This window comes from Stenotrophomonas sp. YJH_SMC_12-1 (assembly GCF_059370935.1).
In genome coordinates, this window is record NZ_JCAFUD010000001.1 from 158,003 (window position 1) to 178,161 (window position 20,159).

General features: G+C 67.0%; 20 protein-coding genes. 7 read left to right on the forward strand and 13 right to left on the reverse strand.

Annotated elements, in window-relative coordinates; genetic code table 11:
- Nucleotides 1-129 precede the first annotated feature (129 nt).
- From AC5P8Y_RS00740 to AC5P8Y_RS00780, 9 genes are all read right to left on the reverse strand, one after another.
- Complete coding sequence (locus AC5P8Y_RS00740; protein ID WP_111187902.1) at nucleotides 130-1,719, reverse strand: alkaline phosphatase D family protein; 1,590 nt, start codon at nucleotides 1,717-1,719, stop codon at nucleotides 130-132.
- Nucleotides 1,719-3,962, reverse strand: a complete 2,244-nt coding sequence (locus AC5P8Y_RS00745; RefSeq protein ID WP_111187903.1) for a TonB-dependent receptor family protein — start codon at nucleotides 3,960-3,962, stop codon at nucleotides 1,719-1,721. The genes AC5P8Y_RS00740 and AC5P8Y_RS00745 overlap by 1 nt, the downstream gene beginning before the upstream one ends.
- A gap of 173 nt (nucleotides 3,963-4,135) precedes the next feature.
- A complete protein-coding gene (locus AC5P8Y_RS00750; RefSeq protein ID WP_005410278.1) occupies nucleotides 4,136-5,566 on the reverse strand; it encodes a replicative DNA helicase in 1,431 nt (476 codons plus the stop codon).
- 334 nt (nucleotides 5,567-5,900) lie between these two features.
- Nucleotides 5,901-6,461, reverse strand: coding sequence for an NADPH-dependent FMN reductase (locus AC5P8Y_RS00755; RefSeq protein WP_005410279.1), 561 nt, complete (start codon nucleotides 6,459-6,461; stop codon nucleotides 5,901-5,903).
- A 66-nt stretch (nucleotides 6,462-6,527) separates the two neighbouring features.
- Complete coding sequence (gene asnB / locus AC5P8Y_RS00760) at nucleotides 6,528-8,471, reverse strand: asparagine synthase (glutamine-hydrolyzing) (RefSeq protein WP_032966919.1); 1,944 nt, start codon at nucleotides 8,469-8,471, stop codon at nucleotides 6,528-6,530.
- Nucleotides 8,472-8,474: 3 nt separating this feature from the next.
- The gene (locus AC5P8Y_RS00765; RefSeq protein ID WP_111187904.1) at nucleotides 8,475-10,754 is read right to left on the reverse strand and encodes a transketolase C-terminal domain-containing protein; all 2,280 of its coding nucleotides are present in this window, start codon (nucleotides 10,752-10,754) and stop codon (nucleotides 8,475-8,477) included.
- A 62-nt stretch (nucleotides 10,755-10,816) separates the two neighbouring features.
- Entirely contained in the window at nucleotides 10,817-11,473 is a 657-nt protein-coding gene (locus tag AC5P8Y_RS00770; RefSeq protein ID WP_005410282.1) for a glutathione S-transferase family protein, read from the reverse strand.
- Nucleotides 11,474-11,649: 176 nt separating this feature from the next.
- The gene (locus AC5P8Y_RS00775; RefSeq protein WP_005410283.1) at nucleotides 11,650-12,192 is read right to left on the reverse strand and encodes a GNAT family N-acetyltransferase; all 543 of its coding nucleotides are present in this window, start codon (nucleotides 12,190-12,192) and stop codon (nucleotides 11,650-11,652) included.
- Between the two features lie 123 nt (nucleotides 12,193-12,315).
- Nucleotides 12,316-13,158 carry a glycine zipper 2TM domain-containing protein gene (locus AC5P8Y_RS00780; RefSeq protein ID WP_005410284.1) on the reverse strand — a complete coding sequence of 281 codons (843 nt, stop codon included), beginning with the start codon at nucleotides 13,156-13,158 and terminating at the stop codon, nucleotides 12,316-12,318.
- Nucleotides 13,159-13,321: 163 nt separating this feature from the next.
- Here AC5P8Y_RS00780 and AC5P8Y_RS00785 point away from each other — a divergent pair, with 163 nt between their 5' ends.
- On the forward strand, nucleotides 13,322-13,540 hold the full coding sequence (locus AC5P8Y_RS00785; protein ID WP_005410285.1) for a DUF6116 family protein: 219 nt from the start codon (nucleotides 13,322-13,324) through the stop codon (nucleotides 13,538-13,540).
- Complete coding sequence (locus AC5P8Y_RS00790) at nucleotides 13,537-14,310, forward strand: TatD family hydrolase (RefSeq protein ID WP_080240788.1); 774 nt, start codon at nucleotides 13,537-13,539, stop codon at nucleotides 14,308-14,310. Before AC5P8Y_RS00785 ends, AC5P8Y_RS00790 begins: the two co-directional genes overlap by 4 nt.
- A 34-nt stretch (nucleotides 14,311-14,344) precedes the next feature.
- Here the strand turns inward: AC5P8Y_RS00790 and AC5P8Y_RS00795 are convergent, their stop codons facing one another.
- Nucleotides 14,345-15,169 (reverse strand): tRNA threonylcarbamoyladenosine dehydratase, encoded by an 825-nt coding sequence (locus AC5P8Y_RS00795; protein ID WP_111108413.1) that lies wholly within the window; start codon nucleotides 15,167-15,169, stop codon nucleotides 14,345-14,347.
- A gap of 80 nt (nucleotides 15,170-15,249) precedes the next feature.
- Between AC5P8Y_RS00795 and AC5P8Y_RS00800 the strand changes: the two genes are divergently transcribed.
- Nucleotides 15,250-15,684 (forward strand): cytochrome c, encoded by a 435-nt coding sequence (locus tag AC5P8Y_RS00800; RefSeq protein WP_005413950.1) that lies wholly within the window; start codon nucleotides 15,250-15,252, stop codon nucleotides 15,682-15,684.
- 136 nt (nucleotides 15,685-15,820) lie between these two features.
- Nucleotides 15,821-16,315 (forward strand): glycine zipper 2TM domain-containing protein, encoded by a 495-nt coding sequence (locus AC5P8Y_RS00805; RefSeq protein ID WP_049402264.1) that lies wholly within the window; start codon nucleotides 15,821-15,823, stop codon nucleotides 16,313-16,315.
- Between the two features lie 73 nt (nucleotides 16,316-16,388).
- Here AC5P8Y_RS00805 and AC5P8Y_RS00810 read toward each other — a convergent pair whose 3' ends face one another.
- The gene (locus AC5P8Y_RS00810) at nucleotides 16,389-16,598 is read right to left on the reverse strand and encodes a cold-shock protein (RefSeq protein WP_005410290.1); all 210 of its coding nucleotides are present in this window, start codon (nucleotides 16,596-16,598) and stop codon (nucleotides 16,389-16,391) included.
- Between the two features lie 236 nt (nucleotides 16,599-16,834).
- Here AC5P8Y_RS00810 and AC5P8Y_RS00815 point away from each other — a divergent pair, with 236 nt between their 5' ends.
- From AC5P8Y_RS00815 to arsC, 3 genes are all read left to right on the forward strand, one after another.
- Nucleotides 16,835-17,320: a DUF456 domain-containing protein gene (locus AC5P8Y_RS00815; RefSeq protein WP_043034719.1), complete on the forward strand. Its 486-nt coding sequence runs from the start codon at nucleotides 16,835-16,837 to the stop codon at nucleotides 17,318-17,320.
- A 119-nt stretch (nucleotides 17,321-17,439) separates the two neighbouring features.
- On the forward strand, nucleotides 17,440-18,594 hold the full coding sequence (locus AC5P8Y_RS00820; RefSeq protein WP_005413953.1) for a phospholipase A: 1,155 nt from the start codon (nucleotides 17,440-17,442) through the stop codon (nucleotides 18,592-18,594).
- Nucleotides 18,594-18,935, forward strand: coding sequence for an arsenate reductase (glutaredoxin) (arsC, locus tag AC5P8Y_RS00825; protein ID WP_049402266.1), 342 nt, complete (start codon nucleotides 18,594-18,596; stop codon nucleotides 18,933-18,935). The genes AC5P8Y_RS00820 and arsC overlap by 1 nt, the downstream gene beginning before the upstream one ends.
- Nucleotides 18,936-19,106: 171 nt before the next feature.
- Here arsC and AC5P8Y_RS00830 read toward each other — a convergent pair whose 3' ends face one another.
- Together AC5P8Y_RS00830 and AC5P8Y_RS00835 are read right to left on the reverse strand one after the other, a co-directional pair.
- Entirely contained in the window at nucleotides 19,107-19,742 is a 636-nt protein-coding gene (locus AC5P8Y_RS00830; RefSeq protein WP_049402267.1) for a glutathione S-transferase family protein, read from the reverse strand.
- 58 nt (nucleotides 19,743-19,800) lie between these two features.
- Nucleotides 19,801-20,139, reverse strand: coding sequence for a hypothetical protein (locus AC5P8Y_RS00835; protein WP_005410295.1), 339 nt, complete (start codon nucleotides 20,137-20,139; stop codon nucleotides 19,801-19,803).
- Nucleotides 20,140-20,159 lie beyond the last annotated feature (20 nt).

The following is a 20,159-nucleotide window of genomic DNA, read 5'->3' on the forward strand; positions in this document are numbered from 1 at the left end:
CCTTGGCGCCCCGCTCTGGCCGCCCGCAAACGGTTTGCGACGAAACCCGGCTCGGGGCGATGAATCCGGTGGTGGGGAAACCGAAGATTGATCAGGTTGCCGGCCAGCGGCCGGCACGACCGAACGGATTCACACCGGCACTGCGCCCGGGCGGCCGTGGATGACCTGGAAGCGCGCCGCAGTGCGCACCGGCGCATCCGCGCGCAGCACGCTGTCGGCGAAGCGCAGCTCCGCATCCACGGTCTGCCGGTTCAGCTGCAGCTTCCACCAGCCGCGGCGGTCACCGTCGAAATAGCGGATGTGCGGGTTCTGCGCTATCGACGGCCCATAGTACGGCCCGTACGGTGTGTCGTCGCCGCCGCTGCTGATCGCCGGAGCGATGAATTCGGTGGCGACGACCGGCGCGCTGGCCGCGTCGAAATCCAGCTTCAGGTCGTTGACGAAAGTGGAATGCCAGTCACCACCGAGCACGATGGCATTGCCCTGCCCGCCTGCCCGCATCGCCTGCAGCAATCGCTTGCGTGCGGCGGGATAGCCGTCCCAGGCATCGTTCCAGAAGCGCTCGCGCGCCGTGCCGCCGTCCAGCCGCAGCTGCGCCATCAGCAGCTGCTGCACCACCACGTTCCAGCGCGTGCCGCGTGCGGCCGCCATCGACTGCGCGAACCAGGCTTCCTGGCCCACGCCCAGCATGCTAATGCGTGGATCCAGCGCAGCGTCGCAGCGCGGCGACTCGCCCACCCCGCAGGGATTGGCCGGACGGAACTGGCGGCAGTCGAGCAGCACAAGCTGTGCCAGATCGCCGTAACGCAGGCGCCGATGCACGCGCAGGCCACCGTTGCCCGCAGGCGTACTACGCATCGGCAGGTGTTCGTAGAACGCGCGGTAGGCCGCCGCCCGGCGAACGATGAAGTCCTCCGTCGAGGCGCCGGGCTTCTCCGGATGGATGCCGGAGTAATCGTTCTGCACTTCGTGGTCGTCCCAGATCACCGCGAACGCGTGGGCGGCGTGCGCGGCCTGCAGATCGGGATCGAGCTTGTACAGCGCGTACTGGTCGCGGTAGCGCTCCAGGCTGACGGTCTCGCCACTGAAGCGTTCCGCATCCAGCGTGCATCCGCGCGCGTTCTGCAGTGGGCTGTACTCGTACAGGTAGTCACCGGCATGCAGCACCAGGTCGACATCACTCTTCGCGATATCGCGCAGCACCGGGTAGTAGCCACTGTTCCAGGCCTGGCAGGTGCACAGGGCCAGCCGCAGCTGCTGCAGCTGCGCGTCGGGCAGCGGCGCGGTGCGGAAGTGGCCGACCGCGCTTTCCTCGTCACCGTCGCAGGCAAAACGGTAGTAGTAGTCGCGGCCTGGGCGCAGGCCATTGACCTCCACGTGCACCGAATGCGCCAGCTCGGGCACTGCCGCGGCGACGCCACGCTGCACCAGCCGGCACATGCCCGGGTCTTCGGCCACGAACCAGCGCACCGGCACCGCCCGCGATGGCATGCCGCCGCCGTTGAGCGGGTCCGGCGCCAGACGCGTCCACAGTACGGCTCCCTGCGGATCCGGATCGCCGGCGGCGACGCCCAGGGTGAACGGATCACGCCCCAACCGCGGGCGCGGGCCGGCCGTGGCCAGCCCCGGCATCGCCGCCAGTGCGATCGCCGCCCCCGTGCCCTGCCACGCCATGCGCAACAGGCGACGACGGCTTTCCGGATCGACGGGGCCGCGCATCAGAAGTGCACGGTGGCGGTGGCCATCACCTGCCGCGGCGCGCCAACCTGCATGGTCGCCAGGCTGCGGGTCGGGTCGGCGGCGTAGGTGCCGTTGGTGTTGATCGAGGACAGGTAGCGCTTGTCGGTCAGGTTGGTCAGGTTCAGCGCCACGGTCAGGTTCTGCGCCGGGCCGAGCTTGCCGAAGTCGTAGGCCACCGAAGCGTTGACCAGCCAGTAGCTGGGCACCGACACGTCGTTGGTATAGGTCACGTAACGCTTGCCGACATGGTTGGCGGCCAGGCGCAGGTCCCACGGGCCCGGGGTCCAGGCCAGGGTGCTGGCGAACATCCATTCGGGGGTGTCAACGGTCTTCTTGCCGCGGGTCGGCACCACGCCGTTGTTGACGTAGTCGTTGTCGTAGGTGCTGTCATTCCACGACAGCGCGTTGGACCAGGTCAGGTCCTGCATCGGCTTCAGCTGCAGGGTCGCCTCGGCGCCGCGGCTGGTTACCGAACCGACGTTGGAGAACAACGCCGGGCAACCGAGGATGCCCACGCACTGCGCGATGGCCAGCAGACGGTTGTCGAACTTGACGTCGTACACCGCTACCGAGGCTTCATAGCCCTGGCCGTAGCCGCGCCAGCCCAGCTCGATGGTGCGCGACTGTTCCGGCTTCAGGTTCTTCGCGCTGGCATCGAAGGCGGCCTGCGGCACGTTGAACGGGCTGCCCACGCCCAGCGCGTAGGCGGCCACGTTCTTGGCGAACGAGCCGAAGATCTCGTTGCCCTCGTTGAGCTTGAAGTTGAAGCCCGCCTGCGGGAGCAGGCCCTTCTTCGAGGTCAGGCTGCTGTTGTTGGCATAGCTGCCCAGCGGCGTGCGCACGCGGGTGCGGGTGTGCGGCGACTTCGCGCCGATATCGATGGTCAGGCGGTCACCGAACAGGCGGAAGCGGTCCTGCACGTAGAACTGGCGGGTGATGGTGGTGTAGCGCTGGTGCCACACGCGCTGGTCCGGATTGCGCAGGAAGAAGTCGTCGGTGATCGGGCCGTCGATGTAGTAGAAGTTGCGCTGCACGCTGTGGCCGTTGTCTTCGTACCACAGGCCCGCCTCCAGTTCGTGGCCCGCCACGTCCCAGGTGAACGCCGAGGTCACGCCGGTGCGGTCGATCGCATACTCGGTGGTGCGAATCGAGATCGGGATCTCGCGGCTGGTGCCCGGGTTGGACGGATTGGACGGGCTGAACCAGTGGCCCTGGCCACGGTTGCTGTGGTTGTAGACGTTGACCTTCAGGCGCATCGATTCATTCAGGCCGAAATCACCGGCAATGCTGGACACATCGTCATTGCGCAGGCCGTGACCGGAGTAATAGGCGTCCCACGGGCTGTTGACGCCACCACTGTACTTTCCGCGTGCAGCAGCCACCGCGCGATCCCAGTCCGGCGCGTAGTTGTCCCAGTCCCAGCCGAGGCGATCGATCATCTCCAGCGACAGGTCCTGGTAGTCGGCCTCGACGCGGCGCGAAGCGTTGAACAGCGCGGTGATCCTGCTGTCCGTGCCGAAGTTGTAGGTGGCCTTGCCGTTGAACTGCTTCAGTTCCTGCGAGCCCTTGCCCTTCCACTTGTCGCCTTCGGAATACACGCCGGACAGGTAAGCGGCAAAGCCCTGGTGGTCGCCGGTATCGAGGCGCGCATAGCTGCGGCGCGCATTGTCGCTGCCGAAGCTCTGTGCCAGCACGACCCCATATTCGGTGGACGGATCGATCGAGTAGAACTGGAACACGCCGCCGAGGTTGCTGGTGGACGGCGTACCCAGCGCACCAATGCCGGTGGAGACCTCCGCACCGCCCAGGTTCTCGCTGATCACCGCGCGGCTGATGTGCAGGCCGTTGCTGTTGCCGTAGGCCATGTTGCCCAGCGGGATGCCATCGAGGGTGTAGCCCAGGCGATTCTGGTTGAAGCCACGCAGGCTGATGCTGGTGGACCATTCGTAGGCGCCGGTGGCATCGGCCGATTCGAAATGCACGCCCGGCTTGGCCGCCAGCAGCTTCAGCGGGTTGGCACCGGGCGGCAGGACCTTCATGTCCTCGGCGGTCACGCGCTGCACCTGGCGGGCTTCGCCGCGGCCGATCACCGAGATCGAATCGAGGGTCGTGGCCGACTGCGCGTCGGTCGCGGGGGCGGTTTCAGCGACAGCCAGCGACGGCAGCGAAGCACAGACCAGCAGGGCCAGCAGATTGCGGCGAAGCGGAGCGTGGGACGGCATGGAGGCGGATTCCTTGGGCACGCTGGACGCCGAAGGGCGGCGTCGAAGAGCAGCAGCGGCGGAATCGTAGAAGCCTCGCGTTACATGTCATTTACACGCCACGTACGGAAGATTGGCGTTCTGAATGGTTTGCAAGCCGTGGGGTGGTTGCCGGCCAGCGGCCGGCACTACGGTTATTCGAATGAGCCGACCGAGTCGTGGGCCAGGTTGTCGAAGCGGGTGTACTCACCGAAGAACTTCAGCTTGCACGATCCGGTCGGGCCACCACGGTGTTTGCCGATGATGATCTCGGCCAGGCCCTTGTCTGGCGAATTTTCCTTGTTGTAGTAATCGTCGCGGTAGATGAACACGATCATGTCCGCGTCCTGCTCGATTGCGCCCGATTCGCGAAGGTCGGCCATCACCGGGCGCTTGTCGGTACGTGTTTCCAGCGAGCGGTTGAGCTGCGACAGCGCGATCACCGGCACGTGCAGTTCCTTGGCCAGGCCCTTCAGCGAACGCGAGATCTCCGAGATTTCGGTGGCGCGGTTTTCACTGTTGCCCGGCACGCTCATCAGCTGCAGGTAGTCGATCACCACCAGGCCCAGGTCGTGCTCGCGCTTGAGCCGGCGGCACTTGGAACGCAGCACTTCCGGCGACACGCCCGGCGTATCGTCGATGAAGATCTTGGTTTCCTTCAGCATCTTGATCGCGCTGGTGACGCGGCTCCAGTCTTCATCTTCCAGCTGGCCGGTACGCAGGCGCTGCGCGTTGATGCGGCCGTTGGAGGAGATCAGGCGCATCGCCAGCTGCGAGGCCGACATTTCCATCGAGAACACCGCCACGCCCTTCTTCGACTTGATCGCCGCGTACTCGGCGATGTTCAGTGCAAAAGTCGTCTTGCCCATGGCCGGGCGCGCGGCGAGGATGATCAGGTCGGTCGGCTGCAGGCCGGCGGTCATCGCATCGAAGTCGTTGTAGCCGGTCGGCAGGCCGGTGATGTTGCCGCCGTTCTCGAAGCGGTTGCGCAGTTCCTCGAAGGCATCCTTCAGCGCGCCAGGCATCGCCACGAAGTCGGTACGGCCGCGTGCACCCTGTTCAGCGATGGCGAACACGCTCTTCTCCGCAGAGGCCAGCAGCTCACTGCTGTCACGGCCCTCAGGCTGGAAGCCATCGTTGACGATGTCGGTGCCGACCTGGATCAGCTGCCGCAGCACGGCCTTGTCACGCACGATCTCGGCATAGGCCACGATGTTGGCCGCCGACGGCGTGGTGCTCGCCAGCTCGATCAGGTAGGCACCATCGCCCACCAGCTCCAGCTTGCCCTGTGATTCGAACCACTCGCCCAGGGTCACCGCGTCGAACGGCCGCTCGCGCTCGGACAGCTCACGGATCGCGCGGTAGATCATCTGGTGATCGCGGCGGTAGAAATCGCCCTCGGTCAGCTGGTCGTTGACCCGGTCGTAGGCCTCCGGCGCCAGCATCAGGCCACCCAGCACCGCCTGCTCGGCTTCCACCGAATGCGGCGGAACGCGCAACTGGTCGATACGCGATTCGTCGCGATCACGATCAAAGCCATCACCGCGCTCTCTGCGGTTGGAACGGAAGCCGGAACGAGCGGACATGCTGCGGTGTTTCCTGCAAAAGTGGGCCGGACGAGTGTAGGCATGCGCTGACCCCGGCAGCCATGGACAAGCCTGTGGATAAGCCGTGGAGAAACGGGGGATATCCGCCAGTGCCTGGCCACTCTGGCGCGGGGGCGTCGCAGTGCCTGCGACGGGCGCCGTTGCGGCGCCCGGGTGGGTCATTATCGCAGATCAGGCGGCCAGGGTCGGAGCTCGTGCAAGGGCGCCCAGCGGGACGCGGGCCCAGAGCCCGTCGCTGCGCACCGGGATCCGACCCCGGACGTGGCTGGGGGCGGATCCCTCTGCAACGCAGAGTGCTCTGCCCCCATAGGCCTCAATCGCCCTTCACGTGCACTGCGATCAACGCCAGGAACCGGTCCACGTAGCCCTGCAGGAATTTCTGCGTGCCCTCGTTGTGGATCGTGCCGTCGGCGTCGATCAGGCCGTCCTTGAAATGGATGAACGCCTCGGGCTGGCCGAGCACGTGCATGTCCAGGAAGGCCAGGCTGTTGCGCAGGTGCTGCTGGGCCACGGCGGTGCCGATCTGGCCGATGGAGGCGCCGATCACCGCCGCCGGCTTGCCGGCAAACGCACTGTCACCGTAGGGGCGCGAGCCGATGTCGATGGCGTTCTTCAGCACGCCCGGCACCGACCGGTTGTATTCGGGGGTCACGAACAGCACCGCGTCGGCGGCGCGCACCTGATCCTTCAGCCGGGTGCCCTGAGGCGGGTACTGGCCATCGAAATCCTGGTCGTACAGCGGTAGATCACCAATCTGCACGTACTGGAAGCGCGCGCGGTCGCCAGCGATCTTCTCCAGCGCATGGGCCAGCTTGCGGTTGCAGGAATCCTTGCGCAGGCTGCCGACGAACACGGCGATGGTGGGGACGGACATAGGGACATACTCCTCACGGTGCGGGAGGCCCAGCCTAGACGCCGGGCCCGTGCCGTCCGGTGAAGATCAGCCCCCGGTCACGCGGGTCCGCACCTGCCGCCAATGCGCCTGCCAGGCCTGGAACATCAGCACGTTCCACAGGTGGGTATGCCACTTGCGCTGGCCGCCCAGGAACTGCTGCCACAGCGGCTGCACCGCCGCCGCCGACAGCACGCCTTCGCGCTCCAGGCGCGCCGGCTGCAACAGATCCTCGGCCCACGGCCGCAGGTCGCCCTTCAGCCAGTCGCTGACCGGCGCGCCGAACCCGCGCTTGGGCCGGTGCACCATCGATTGCGGCACGTAGCGGCCAAGCACGCGCTTGAGCAGCACCTTGCTGGTGGTTTCGCTGCGCTTGAAGCCCAGCGGCAGCGACCAGGCGAACTCGGCCACGCGCCAGTCCAGCAGCGGCGCGCGTGCCTCCAGGCTGACCGCCATCGAGGTGCGGTCGACCTTGCAGAGCAGGTCATCCGGCAGGTAGGTCACGTAATCGGCCAGCATCATCGCGTCGGCCGGCGTGCCGGCACCGTGCAGCGGATCGGCCAGGTCGTAGAAGCTGCCGGCGGCCTGTGCGCCGGGCACTGCCGCGGCGGGGTCGCGCCAGCGCGAGATGCGGTTGCGGTACACGTCGCCAATGCCACGCGCGCCGGACTCGGCCAACAGCGCGGCCAGTCCGCCGGTCCGCGAGGCCTCGCCCTGGTGCTGCGCGCGCGCGCCCATCCAGCGTCGCAGCGGGCCCGGCACGCGGCCCAGCATCTGCCAGTTGCGCAGCGCGCGCACGTAGCGGGTATAGCCGAAGAACAGCTCATCACCGCCGTCGCCAGACAACGCCACGGTCACGCCCTGCCGCGCCAGCCGGGCGACCAGCGCGGTCGGCACCTGCGAGGCATCGGCAAAGGGTTCGTCGAACATTGCCGGCAGCTGCGGCACGACTGCCAGTGCATCCGCGCCGCTGACGTAGAGCTCGGTGTGGTCGCAGCCCAGATGCGTGGCCAGTTCCCTGGCCAGCGGTGCCTCGTCGTGGCCCGAATCGGTGAAGCCGATGCTGAAGCTGTGCACCGGCTGCCCGCTCTGCGCCTGCATCAGCGCCGCCACCAGCGACGAATCGGTACCGCCGGACAGGAACACGCCCACCGGCACGTCGGCCACCATGCGCAGCGCCACCGCGTCGCGCAGCAGCCCGTCCAGCTGCTCCTCTGCTTCCTCGATGCGGCCCTGGAACGGCGCAGCCAGTGCCGCCTGCATGCGTGCACGCGCATCCCAGTACGGGCGCTGCGCCTGCTCCGGGCGATGCGCCGATGCACCCGCCGCTACGGCTTCGGCGTCCAGGCGCAGCACGCGGCCGGGCATCAGCTTGTAGCAGCGCTGGTGGATGCTGTGCGGGGCCGGAATGTAATCCAACCGCAGCAACAGGGTCAGCGCGTCGCGGTCGATGTCGTTGTCGAACGCCGGGTGCTGCCACAGCGCTTTCAGTTCGGAACCGAACACCAGGGTGTCACCGGCCCAGCCGTAGTACAGCGGCTTCTTGCCAACGCGGTCGCGTGCCAGCCACAGGCACTGCGCCTGGCGGTCCCACAGCGCGATGGCGAACATGCCGTTGCAACGCTGCAGGGTTTCTTCCATGCCCCACTGCAGGATCGCCGCGAGCAGCACTTCGGTGTCGGAATGGCCACGGAAAGCATGCCCCAGCGGCTCCAGTTCGGCACGCAGGGCGGCGAAGTTGTAGACCTCGCCGTTGTAGGCCATCACGTAGCGGCCATCGGACGAGGCCATCGGCTGGTGGCCCAGCGGCGACAGATCGAGAATGCTCAGCCGACGGTGCGCCAGCGCGATGCCTGCCCCGGCATCGACCCAGCTGCCGCCATCATCCGGCCCGCGGTGGTGCAGCGCCTCGCCCATGGCCAGGACCTGCGCCTGCAGCACCTCGGCCGACGCCACCGGCGCCGGCAACAACATTCCCGCCAATCCACACATGCATCAAGGTTCCTGCGCCAGTTCAAGGGCGGCGCCAATCACCGCATTGTCGCTTGGAAGCCCGAACATTGCTGCCCCTGCCAGCGGGGTATAGGTATCGGCGCCGCAGACCCGGCGCAGCGGCAGGTGGCCGAAACCGGCCTCGACCAGTGCGGTGACCACGCCCTCGCCCACCCCTCCACTGTGGCGGCCCTCGTCCAGCACCAGCACGCGCCGTGCGCTGGCGGCCTGGCTGGCGATGAAGCCGGCATCCAGCGGCACCAGCCAGCGCAGGTCGACCACCCGTACCTGCCAGCCCAGCTGCTGTTCGATGGCTCGCGCTGCGCGCAGCGCCATCGGCACGCCATTGCCGTAGGTGTAGACCACCAGCTCGCCAGCCTCCGGCCCGTAAACACGGCCTTCGCCCGGCACCAGTGCCCGGCCCTGGGCCGGGTAGTCGAACAGCCACTGGCCATCGCCCGGCTCATGCAGGTCCTTGCTCATGTACAGCGCGATCGGCTCCAGGAACACGGCCACGCGCCCATCCACCAGGGCCAGCGCCGCCAGCGTGCGCAGCATCATCACCGCATCGTCGCCGCGCGATGGGCAGCCGACCACCAGCCCGGGGATGTCGCGCAGGGCGGTGATCGAGTTGTCGTTGTGGAAATGGCCGCCGAAACCCTTCTGGTAGCCCAGCCCGGCCACCCGCACCAGCATCGGATTGCGGTACTGGTCGTTGGAGAAGAACTGCAGCGAACAGGCTTCGCCACGCAGCTGGTCGATGGCGTTGTGCAGGTAGGCCAGGTACTGGATCTCCGGGATCGGCAGCATGCCCATGTTGGCCAGGCCCTGCGCCATGCCCAGGATCATGGTTTCGTCCAGCAGGGTGTTGAACACCCGGCGCGGCCCGAAGCGGCGCAGCAGATCCTTGGTGACGGTGTAGACACCACCCTTCTGCGCCACGTCCTCGCCGAACAGCAGGCTCTGTGGATACTTGGCCAGCAGCTCCTGCAGACCATGATTGATCTGGATTGCGAGATGCCGCGGCGCCTGTCGTTCCGGCAATGCCTCGGCACCGCCATAGAGTGCCTCGCGTGCTTCGGCAGCGACCTCGCGCTGCGCTTCGGCCTGCACCGCTGCAGGGGTGTACGGTGCCAGCGGCGCCATCACCTCCCGCAGCGACTGCAGCTTCGCACTGCCTTCGGCATCGGCGGCAGCGGCCATGCAGCGCGCGCGCATCGTTTCGTAGGCCACTTCGATGGCGTCCGCATCCATCCAGCCTGATTCCAGCGCGATCTGCGCCGAGCGCAGCAGCGGATCCTGCGCCTCGGCCGCGCACAGTTCCGGCAGCGCGCGCCATTCCACTTCAAAGTCGGTGCCGGCATGGCCCATCAGGCGCGTGGTGCGCAGATGCAGGAAGGTCGGCCGCCGCGTACGCCGGCAGTGTTCCACCGCCGCCTGCACCTGGGCGTGCCCGGTGGCCAGGTCGAGGCCATCGGCAAAGAAATAGTCCAGCCCCGGCTGGTGGCTGAAGCGCTCGGCGATCCAGCCATCGGGGGTCTTGACCGAGATGCCCAGACCGTTGTCCTCGCAGACGAACAGGATCGGCGCCGGTAGTTTCTGGTAGGCCGACCACATCGCGGTATTGAAGGCGGTCTGCGCGGTGGCGTGGTTGGCCGACGCATCGCCGAACGAGCACAGCACGATGCTGTCGGTGGGAATGGGCAGCGCCTGCCCCAGCCGCTTGCCACTCTCGATGGCCAGCGCGGTACCCAGCGCCTTGGGCAGGTGCGACGCAATCGTCGAGGTCTGCGGCAGCACCCACAATGGCTTGCTGCCCCACACCTTGTGGCGGCCACCGCTGGCCGGATCATCCGCGCTGGCGGCGAAGGACAGTGCCGCATCGCGCAGCGGGTCGATGCCCGGCACCTGCCGCGAACGCTCGGCCATGAAGGCGCCGGAACGATAGTGCAGGAAGGCAGGATCGGTGTACCGGCAGGCCCGCGCCAGCAGCGCGTTGCCTTCATGGCCGGACGAACCAATGGTGTAGAAGACCTTGTTCTGCACGCGCAGCACGCGCGCCATCAGGTCCAGCTGGCGGCTGGCCAGCTGCGAGTCGAACAGTTCATCGAAGGCGGCAGCGGTGAGCGTACTGCCCGGCAGGATCGGAGCATCTGCCGCGGGTCGCGGACGCGGCGTCCCGCGCCACCCGCGCACCGCCTCAAGGAAATTGACGTCGCACACCTCGGCGCGGTTGAGCCCCCGCATGCGCGCGGGAATCGGATCCGGAACCACAGCGAACATCGAACACCCTCCGTGTCGTTGTTGCGTTCCGCCCGGCAATACCGGGCGCTACCCTGTGGGCATCAAGCCGCCTCGAAGCGCGAGCGCACCTCGGCGGTCACCGCCGGCATCGGCAGGAAGCGCGGCTGCGCACGCACCCGCTGCAGCCAGGCGCGAACTTCCGGGAACGGCTCCAGGCTGATGCCGCCCTCGCCCGCCACATCGGTATAGGCAAACAGGGCGATATCGGCAATGCCGTATCCGCTGCCGGTGAACCACTGCGCTTCGCGCAGGTGCTGCTCCATCACCGCCAACGCGGTGGCGGCACGCTCGTGCAGGCGTGGCAGTTCGGCACGGCGTGGCGAGTCGGGCGCCGTCCAGCCCCGGATGAAGCGCGCTACCGCCACGCACGGCTCGTGCGTGTACTGCTCGAAGAACATCCAGCTCAACGCCTGCGCACGCTCCCAGCCATCGCTGGGCAGGTAGGGCGTGCCTTCGGCCAGCCAGAACAGGATCGCGTTGGATTCGGTCAGCACGCGGCCGTCGTCGCGGACGATCAGCGGCACCTTGGCATTCGGGTTGAGCGCCAGGAATTCGGGCGTGTGGGTCTGGCCATGGGCACTGTCCACTTCCACCCAGCGGTAACGGCTGCCGAGCTGCTCAAGCAGCAGCCGGACCTTGTGGCAATTGCCCGAGACCGACATGCCATGCACCGTCAGCGGGACGCGCTCTTCCACCATTGCCTGCTCCATCGGATCCGGCCGGCGGCCGGCTGCGTGCAGTCTGGCAAGTGCGCCAGGGAATGCCAAGCGCGGATGCAGCATGGCACCCCGGTAGTGCCGGCCGCTGGCCGGCAATCGCACGAATCCTGCTGCAGCGAGGTTGCCGGCCAGCGGCCGGCACTACCGGGTCACGTTCAGCGCGCACGCTGCCGCCACTGTTCGCGCGACTGGCCCCAGATCTGCATCGGTTTGTCGTTGTACGGCGGCGGCAGTTCGCCCATCCGCAGCAACGTGCTGCCCAGCTTGCGCGCGACCGCCCGCGAGTTGTCATTGTTCTCGGCGATGGTATGGATCACCTCGTGCCAACCCAGCGTGTCGAAGGCCCAGTCGATCGCCGCGACCGCCGCTTCCGGCGCATAGCCCCGGCCCCAGCTGGCGCGGCGGATGCCCCAGCCGACCTCGGTACCCGGCCAGTCCTGCGGTTGCCAGGGGCCCATCCGCCCGATCCAGTCCCCGCTGGATTTTTCGATCACGCTGAACATCGAAAAGCCGAACAGCTGCCAGGCGCCAGCCAGGCTGCAGAAGCCGCGCCAGGCTACCGAAGGCGGCTGCACGCCACCGAGGGTGCGCATCGTTTCCTCGTCGGCGCAGAACGCCAGATAGGGTTCGTAGTCCTCGCGCAGCAGCGGACGCAGGATCAGGCGCTCGGTTTCCAGGCGCAGGTCGAAGATGCTCATGCCGACTCCATGTCGAAGGGGCCACCATGATGGTGGATTCCGCCTCCACACGGATGAATGCCCGCGCTCGCAACGAAACGGGCCGGCATGCGCCGGCCCGTCGGGTACAGCACGTATTCTGGATTACTGGCGCGTGGCCGCAGTGGCGCCGGCAGCAGCGGTCTGCGTGACCAGCTGGCCATCGACCACCGGCAGGCGATCGCTGGCCGGCTTGTTGTCCATGCGCACGGTCTTCTCGGCGCCGTCGTAGCGGTAGGTCACGTTGTAGCCCTTCACCACGTCATTGGTGCCCATGGCGATGCGGTTGCCCGGCTTGCTGGCCATGCGCATGGTGCCGGTGGTGCCGTCCTCGTTGCGGTAGGTCACGTTGTAGCCGGTAACACGGCTCGACTCGGAGGTGGCGGTCTCGGTGTGGCACTGGCGCTCGGTACGGTTGACCACGCGGCCACCCACGTGGCGCTTGTCGATCTGGTTGCCGATGAAGCCACCGGCCACGGCACCGGCTGCGGTCGCGGCCTTCTTGCCGTTGCCACCGCCGACCTGGTTGCCGAGCAGGCCGCCGACCACCGCGCCGACCACGGTGCCGCCGACGTTGCCGTCACGCTCCGGCAAGCGCTCCTGCACGGTCACGTCCTGGCAGACCTCGTGCGGGGTCTGGGTGGTGGAGGTCTCGCGCACGGGATCGGTGCCGATCACGGTGGCGTAGGCCTTCTGCTTCTCGGTGATCGGGTCGACCTTCAGCACGTCGGCGTATTCCAGCCCGCGCGGTGCAGACGGGTCGAGCTTGTCACCACGCGCGCCATCGTCAACGGCATTGCCGTCAACCAGCCGCGATTCACCGTTGGGGGTTCCGGCGCTGATGGAATCAGGCGACTTGTCACCGCTCTTCATGAAGGCGGCGGTGGCGATGCCACCGACCAGCAGCGCGCCCGCTGCGACCAGGACAGTTGTAGTTGTGCTTTTCATGACCTGCTCCTTGCGGACCATCCGCAACGTTCTCGGCCCAGATTGCAGCATGCACTGCCTGAACGGAATCTCCACATTTCCTGCTCATTCCTGTAACCCATTCAGCATCGGGAAATGCTGGGCCCGTGGTAGCGTTTGCATATTCCCCACGAGGATCCACGCCATGGCCAACCCGATGCTGCTGCCGGTACTGCAATGGGCCCGCCGGCTGCGCTACCCCACCCTGTTCAAGCTGACCGCCGGCCTGTTCGTGCTGACCCTGTTCATTCCCGACCCGATTCCGTTCGTCGACGAGCTGGTACTGGGCTTCGGCACCCTGCTGCTGGCCAACTGGAAGAGCCGCAATACAGTCCCGGCCCCGCCGCCGCTGGAACAGCGTTGATCCCGCTGGTCGACAGCCACTGCCATCTGGATGCCAGTGAATTCGATGCTGACCGCATGGCGGTGATCGAGCGCGCGGGCGCCGCGGGCGTGCGCGAGCAGGTGGTACCGGCCGTCACGGCCGCCAGCTGGCCGAAGCTGCGCGAGGTCTGCCGGCAGGCACCGGGGCTGTACCCGGCCTACGGCCTGCATCCGTTGTTCCTGGCCGAGCACCGGCCCGACCATCTGCCGCTGCTGCGCGAATGGATCGTTCGCGAACGCCCGTGCGCGATCGGCGAATGCGGGCTGGACTTCTTCGTCGAGGGACTTGATGCAGAGGCGCAACAGGCGTACTTCATCGGCCAGCTGCAACTGGCCCGCGAGTTCGAGCTGCCGGTGATCGTGCATGCGCGACGCGCGGTGGATGCGGTCATTGCCGCGATCCGTCGCGTCGGCGGCCTGCGCGGCGTGGTGCACAGCTTTTCCGGCAGCCCGGAACAGGCCGCGCAACTGCATCGGCAAGGCTTCCTGCTCGGTCTCGGTGGTCCGCTGACCTACGAACGCGCGCAACGGCTGCAGCGCCTGGTGCGCGGGATGCCGCTGGAACAGCTGCTGCTGGAGACCGACGCGCCCGACCAGCCTGACGCCGGCATCCGCGGCCAGCGCAACGAACCAGCGCGACTGGCAGTCATCGCCCGCCACGTGGCCGCACTGCGCGGGATGGAGCTGGACGCGGTGGCCCAGGCCACGACGGAGAATGCGCGGCGCCTGTTCGCGCTGCCGGCAATGTAACGGGTAGGTGCCGGCCGCTGGCCGGCACGATCCATCACCCCTCGCTGGACTCGACCACTTCGGCCTTCACCTTCTTCGGCTCCAGCAGCATTTCAAGCGCCTTGCCGACCGCCGCGAAGGCGAAGGCACCGGTGATGTGGGTTGCCGCACCGAGGCCTGCGCCACAGTCCAGTTTCAATGCAGCATCCGCACCGAGGTTCGGGCGGATGCCGCAGACGCTGCCATCGGCCTGCGGATACTTCACGTTTTCCAGCGAGTACACCGCCGGTACGCCAAAATAGCGCTTGGCATTCTTCGGGAAATTGAACTCGCTGCGCAGCTTCTTGCGGATCAGCGCCAGCATGGCGTCGTGCTCGGTGCGCGAGACATCGCGGATGCGCACCAGGGTCGGATCGGTGCGACCACCGGCAGCCCCCACGGTCAGCAGCGGCAGCTTGCGGCGGCGGCACCAGGCGATCGTCTCGACCTTCACCCGGAAGCTGTCGCAGGCATCGATCACCAGGTCGAAGCCACGGTCCAGCAACTCGGCCATGTTCGACACGGTCAGGAATGCCTGCACGGCATCGACCTCGATGTCCGGATTGATCGCACGGCAACGCTCGGCCATCGCCTCGGCCTTGTTGCGTCCGTAGTTGCCTTCCATCGCCGGCAGCTGCCGGTTGGTGTTGGACACGCAGATGTCATCGGCGTCGATCAGGGTCAGGTGGCCGACCGCCGAACGCGCCAGCGCTTCCACCACCCACGAGCCGACCCCGCCCATGCCCACCACCGCCACGCGGCTGCCCTGCAGGCGCTCGAGCGCACCTACGCCATACAGCCGTTCGATGCCGGCGAAGCGTTGTTTGACCTGTTCGTTCATGCGGCTATTTTAACGTGCAGGCGCCAGTGCCTACAGCGCGCCGGCATCGAACCCACCGTTGCACGCCCGGAGAGCCCGCCATGAACGCCAGCCCGCCCCGCCGCCCGTCCACTGCCCAGCGGTACCTGTTCGTGCTGTGCCTGGGCCTGCTGATCGGCCTGGTCGCCACGGTCATGGTCGGCCGCGCCCTGCAGGCCCGCCGCGACCCGTTCCCGGACAGCCTGATGCAGGTGATGCAGCGGCAATCGCAGCTGCTGCAGCAGGCCCAGCAGCAGAACCGCTGCAGCCTGGCCGACAGCGTGCCGCGGCTGCAGGCCCTGCGCCTTCTGTCCAACGACCTCGACCTGGCCTTTCCCGGGCTGAAGGACAACGGCCGGTTCCAGCAGCACGCCAGCCAGCTGCGCGGCAACCTCAACGCCGCATTGGCGGCTCCGCCCAGTGACTGCACCGCCCTGGCCAAGGTCGTGGAAACCGTGCAGGCCGACTGCCGCGCCTGCCACCAGGACTTCCGCTGACGCGCATTCATCCTGTAGCCGGGCAAGGCACGCCTGGTTGGCACCTTGTTCACGTTCGAAAGGAGAGGATTCGTCCACCCTGCTGCATGACGCAGTACCACCCAACACACCCGCCTTCACGGCCAGGAGACGCTCCATGAAGATCCAGCTCATTGCCGCCAGCGCCATCGCTACCCTCGCCCTGGCTGGCTGTGCCACCTCGCCCGGCTACGGTGGCGGTGGTTACAACAACGGCTACAACAATGGTGGCTACGGCAACAACGGCGGTTACAACCAGAGCCGTTGCGCTGACTGTGGCATCGTCACCCGCATCAACACCGTGCCGTCGGGCCGCACCGCGCCCAGCGCGACCGGCGCCATCCTCGGCGGCATCGTCGGTGCCGTGGCCGGCCATGAGATCTCCGATCACACCGGTGGCAGCCGTGGCAACAAGAACATCGCTGCGGCCGCAGGCGCGGTCGGTGGCGCGCTGGCCGGCAACCAGATCCAGAAGAACGTGACCAGTGATACCTACGACATCAGCGTACGCATGGACGATGGCCGCACCATCGTGGTCAACCAGCGCGACCTCGGCGGCATCCGCGAAAACACCTACGTGCGCGTGGTCAACGGCAAGGTCATCCTGCGCTGACCTGCGCCGGGCCGGCGGCAAAGAAAAAGGCCCGCTTGCGCGGGCCTTTTTCATGTGACGGCTTGCAGCGCGATCAGGTCGGCTGCACGGCGTCCGCCTGCAGGCCCTTCTGGCCCTGCACGACGGTGAAGGTGACCTTCTGGCCTTCCTTCAGGCTCTTGAAGCCCTGGGTCTGGATGGCACGGAAGTGCACGAACACGTCTTCGCCGTTTTCACGGCTGATGAAGCCGAAGCCCTTTGCATCGTTGAACCACTTGACGGTACCGGTCTCGCGATCAGACATCTCACTAACTCCCTGGGGACTCTCTCTTGTTGTTGGAAACGCCTGGTGGGCGGCTGACAAGCAAGGGGGAAGCGAGGTGCATCGATGCAGCGGATCGGGAAGATCTTGCTTCATCAGGCCACGATCCACGGTGACCTTGCCAAGCTCAGCGACTGCAACTTAACCCGCCCAAAACGAAAAAGCAACTGGCAAAATCTTTCACTGTCAACCCCAAAACGGCGACCATACGGGACAGCATGGGACTCTCATTCATCTTATATCTGCTAGCGGTCATTTTTGTCCTTGTCGGCATCGCCGGAATCATCCTGCCGGCCCTGCCCGGCATCCCGCTGGTGTTCATTGGACTGCTGCTGGCGGCCTGGGCGGACGGCTTCACCCACGTCGGCTGGCCGACCCTGGTCGCGCTGGGCGTACTGACCGTCCTCTCGCTGCTGGTGGACGTGCTGGCCACGGTGGTGGGTGCGCAGCGGGTCGGTGCCAGCCGCAAGGCACTGTGGGGTACGTTCGTCGGCAGCATCGTCGGCCTGTTCTTCATGCCGATCGGCCTCTTTGCAGGCCCCCTGATCGGCGCCCTGGCCGGCGAGTACTGGCACACCCGCGAACTGGGGCGCTCGACCAGGGTAGGCCTGGCCACCTGGCTCGGTATCCTGCTCGGCCTGGCGCTGAAACTGGCCGTGGTGATCGCGATGCTCGGCCTGTTCGCCTTCGCCTGGTTCCTGTAACCCGCACTGCCTTCACGCCGCGCGCACGCGGTGCCCGTGCATAAACCGTGGGGGCTGGCCGTGAACCGGTGCAGCCGCCACACTGTGCGATTCCCGTATTCACCTAAGGGCCTGCTGCAATGACCCTGTCTCCGCTGCTTCCCCGTCTCGCGCCGCTGGCGCTGGCCCTGGCCAGTGCGCCGCTGGCCGCGCAGGAGTTCGCGCCCAGCGCCGAAGCCTCGCCGGCCGCGTGCGCGGCGATTACCACCGATGCTGCCCGCCTGGCCTGCTATGACCGCCAGTTCGGCCGTACCCCGCAGGCCACTGCCGAGGCCGACGCTGCGGCCGAGGCGGCCGCGCAGGCCCGTCGCGAAGAACGCCAGACTGCACGCGTGAGCCAGGGCGAAGAGAAGCTGCGCGAGCGGGTCAGCGATCTGTTCCGTCCAGCAGCCCCTGACAGCGCACTGGCCAATGCTGGCCGCGGTTCGCTGCTGGACAGCCGCTGGGAACTGGCCGAGGACTCCAAGCTGGGCCCCTTCCAGCTGCGCGCCTACAAGCCGGTGTACCTGCTGCCGGCGTTCTGGACCAGCGATCGCAACACCACGCCGCATTCGCCGAACCCGGCCAACACGGTCACCACGCCGCAGGTGCTGGACAGTGCCGAGCTGAAGTTCCAGATCAGTTTCAAGACCAAGATCGCCGAGAACCTGTTCGGCGACAACGGCGACATCTGGGCCGGCTACACCCAGAGCTCGCGCTGGCAGGCCTACAACGGCGAGGATTCGCGCCCGTTCCGCGAAACCAATTACGAGCCGGAAGTGATGATGGTGTTCCGCAACGGCTACTCGATCGGTGGCTGGCGCGGGCGCATGACCGGCATCGCGCTGAACCACCAATCCAACGGCCGCGCCGACCCGCTTTCGCGCAGCTGGAACCGGGTGATGCTCAACATCGGCCTGGACCGCGAGAACTGGGCGCTGGTGCTGCGCCCCTGGTACCGCATTCCCGAGACCCGCAGCGACGACAACAACCCGGACATCGAGGATTACATGGGCCGCGGTGATGCGACCCTGACCTGGAACCGCAACGGCCACGAAGTCTCGCTGATGGCGCGCCATTCGCTGCGCACCGGCAGCCGCTCGCACGGTGCCCTGCAGCTGGATTACGGCTTCCCGATCAGCAACCTGCTGCGCGGGCATGTGCAGGTGTTCGACGGTTACGGCGAAAGCCTGATCGACTACAACCACAAGGCCACCTACGTGGGCGTGGGCGTGTCGCTGCTGGAGTGGTTCTGATGCCCGTGACGATCTGGCACAACCCGGCCTGCAGCAACTCGCGCGGCGCATTGAAGCTGATACGTGATGCCGGCTTCGAGCCGGTGGTGGTCGACTACCTGGGCAGCCCGCCGGACGTGCCCACGCTGCGCCAGGTGCTGGCCGAATCAGGATTGAGCGCACGTGATCTGGTGCGCAGCAAGGAGGCGCAGTTCGCCGAACTGCGCCTGGAAGGTGCGGACGAGGCCACGCTGCTGGCCGCGATGGCCGAACACCCGCGACTGATCAACCGCCCCGTGGTGCGCACGGACAAGGGCACACGCCTGTGCCGTCCACCGGAAACAGTGCTGGAGATCCTGTAACCCGCCTCGCCGCCGCGTAGCGGAGCGTGTTGGTAGAGTCGACTGTTAGTCGACTCCCTCCTCACCCTTCATATGCATCCGCGGAAAAGCCCGCACTGCGTGCGATAGTCGACTGACAGTCGACTCTACCCCAGCGCCTCTTCTACCCGGACGCCCTCCTCCCCGGCTGGCTTACAGCCAGTCGGTGATGCCTTCGCGGCGGTACACCTCGGCGAACGCCGGGCGCGCCTTCATCAACGTGGCGTGCGCCTTCAGTACCGGCCAGGTGTCGGTGGGCCTGGGCATGTTGCGCGACCAGCGCATCAGCATCACCAGCATGTAGTCGACCACGCAGGGCGTGGCGCCCAGCAGGTAGGGGCCATGTGCATGCAGGTGCGCGGCCACATGCTGCCAGGCCGCTTCCAGGCGCTGCCGTGCCATCCCGCGGCTGGCCTCGATGTTCGCCTCGCCCGCCATTTCGTGTGGATAGAACCAGGCTCGATAGGCCGGCTGCAGCGTATTGGCACACCAGAACATCCAGCGGTAGGCATCGGCGCGCTGCGGCGTGCCCAGCGCGGGCAGCAGGTTGGCGTCCGGATGGCGATCAGCCAGGTACAACGCAATGGCCGCCGCTTCGGTCAGTACCAAGCCATCGATCAGCAGTGTCGGCACCACACCGGCCGGATTCAGCGCCAGGTACCCCGCCGACTTGTGCTCGCGCGCGTCGAAATCCAGCAGCACCAGTTCATGCTCGATGCCCAGCTCGATCAGCAGCCAGTGCACCACCAGCGCGGCGGTACTGGTCGAACCATACAGCGTGGTGCTCATGCAGAAGATCCTGTACAGGTGGATCAGCCGATTATGCGCCCGCGCGCACGATCGTTGCTCAGCCGCAGCTGCTCATGCAGGAATCCCGGCGTTCGCCACAGGACATCATCGGCGCGCGCATCGTACAGTCATGCGTCTTCAGTTCGCAGGCATGGCGCAGGTCGGGGTTGTCCACGTCCTTGCAGCGCTTGTCCGGCGCCGGCACCATCCGCTGCTCGCAATTGCTCTGGCGGCTGCCGAGAGAGTCATTCTGCGCCATGCAGCTGCGATAGCCGGCCTGGCACTGCACGCGGCACTGCGCCGATGCAGGGAAATCCGCGCCTTCGTACGACGCTGGGGTGTTGCAGCCGGCCAGCGCCAGCAGCATGCCTACCACGATGAATCGATGCAGGGCCATGGACACGTCCTGTGCGAGGG

Coding starts and splice junctions, on each gene's coding strand:
- AC5P8Y_RS00805 (WP_049402264.1), top strand. CDS start 15,821: ATGAAGATCCAGCTCATTGCCGCCAGCGCCATCGCTACCCTCGCCCTG.
- AC5P8Y_RS00745 (WP_111187903.1), bottom strand. CDS start 3,962: ATGCCGTCCCACGCTCCGCTTCGCCGCAATCTGCTGGCCCTGCTGGTC.
- AC5P8Y_RS00765 (WP_111187904.1), bottom strand. CDS start 10,754: ATGTTCGCTGTGGTTCCGGATCCGATTCCCGCGCGCATGCGGGGGCTC.
- AC5P8Y_RS00795 (WP_111108413.1), bottom strand. CDS start 15,169: ATGAACGAACAGGTCAAACAACGCTTCGCCGGCATCGAACGGCTGTAT.
- AC5P8Y_RS00800 (WP_005413950.1), top strand. CDS start 15,250: ATGAACGCCAGCCCGCCCCGCCGCCCGTCCACTGCCCAGCGGTACCTG.
- asnB (WP_032966919.1), bottom strand. CDS start 8,471: ATGTGTGGATTGGCGGGAATGTTGTTGCCGGCGCCGGTGGCGTCGGCC.
- AC5P8Y_RS00740 (WP_111187902.1), bottom strand. CDS start 1,719: ATGCGCGGCCCCGTCGATCCGGAAAGCCGTCGTCGCCTGTTGCGCATG.
- AC5P8Y_RS00820 (WP_005413953.1), top strand. CDS start 17,440: ATGACCCTGTCTCCGCTGCTTCCCCGTCTCGCGCCGCTGGCGCTGGCC.
- AC5P8Y_RS00810 (WP_005410290.1), bottom strand. CDS start 16,598: ATGTCTGATCGCGAGACCGGTACCGTCAAGTGGTTCAACGATGCAAAG.
- AC5P8Y_RS00835 (WP_005410295.1), bottom strand. CDS start 20,139: ATGGCCCTGCATCGATTCATCGTGGTAGGCATGCTGCTGGCGCTGGCC.
- AC5P8Y_RS00750 (WP_005410278.1), bottom strand. CDS start 5,566: ATGTCCGCTCGTTCCGGCTTCCGTTCCAACCGCAGAGAGCGCGGTGAT.
- AC5P8Y_RS00755 (WP_005410279.1), bottom strand. CDS start 6,461: ATGTCCGTCCCCACCATCGCCGTGTTCGTCGGCAGCCTGCGCAAGGAT.
- AC5P8Y_RS00815 (WP_043034719.1), top strand. CDS start 16,835: ATGGGACTCTCATTCATCTTATATCTGCTAGCGGTCATTTTTGTCCTT.
- AC5P8Y_RS00785 (WP_005410285.1), top strand. CDS start 13,322: ATGGCCAACCCGATGCTGCTGCCGGTACTGCAATGGGCCCGCCGGCTG.
- arsC (WP_049402266.1), top strand. CDS start 18,594: ATGCCCGTGACGATCTGGCACAACCCGGCCTGCAGCAACTCGCGCGGC.
- AC5P8Y_RS00770 (WP_005410282.1), bottom strand. CDS start 11,473: ATGGTGGAAGAGCGCGTCCCGCTGACGGTGCATGGCATGTCGGTCTCG.
- AC5P8Y_RS00830 (WP_049402267.1), bottom strand. CDS start 19,742: ATGAGCACCACGCTGTATGGTTCGACCAGTACCGCCGCGCTGGTGGTG.
- AC5P8Y_RS00780 (WP_005410284.1), bottom strand. CDS start 13,158: ATGAAAAGCACAACTACAACTGTCCTGGTCGCAGCGGGCGCGCTGCTG.
- AC5P8Y_RS00775 (WP_005410283.1), bottom strand. CDS start 12,192: ATGAGCATCTTCGACCTGCGCCTGGAAACCGAGCGCCTGATCCTGCGT.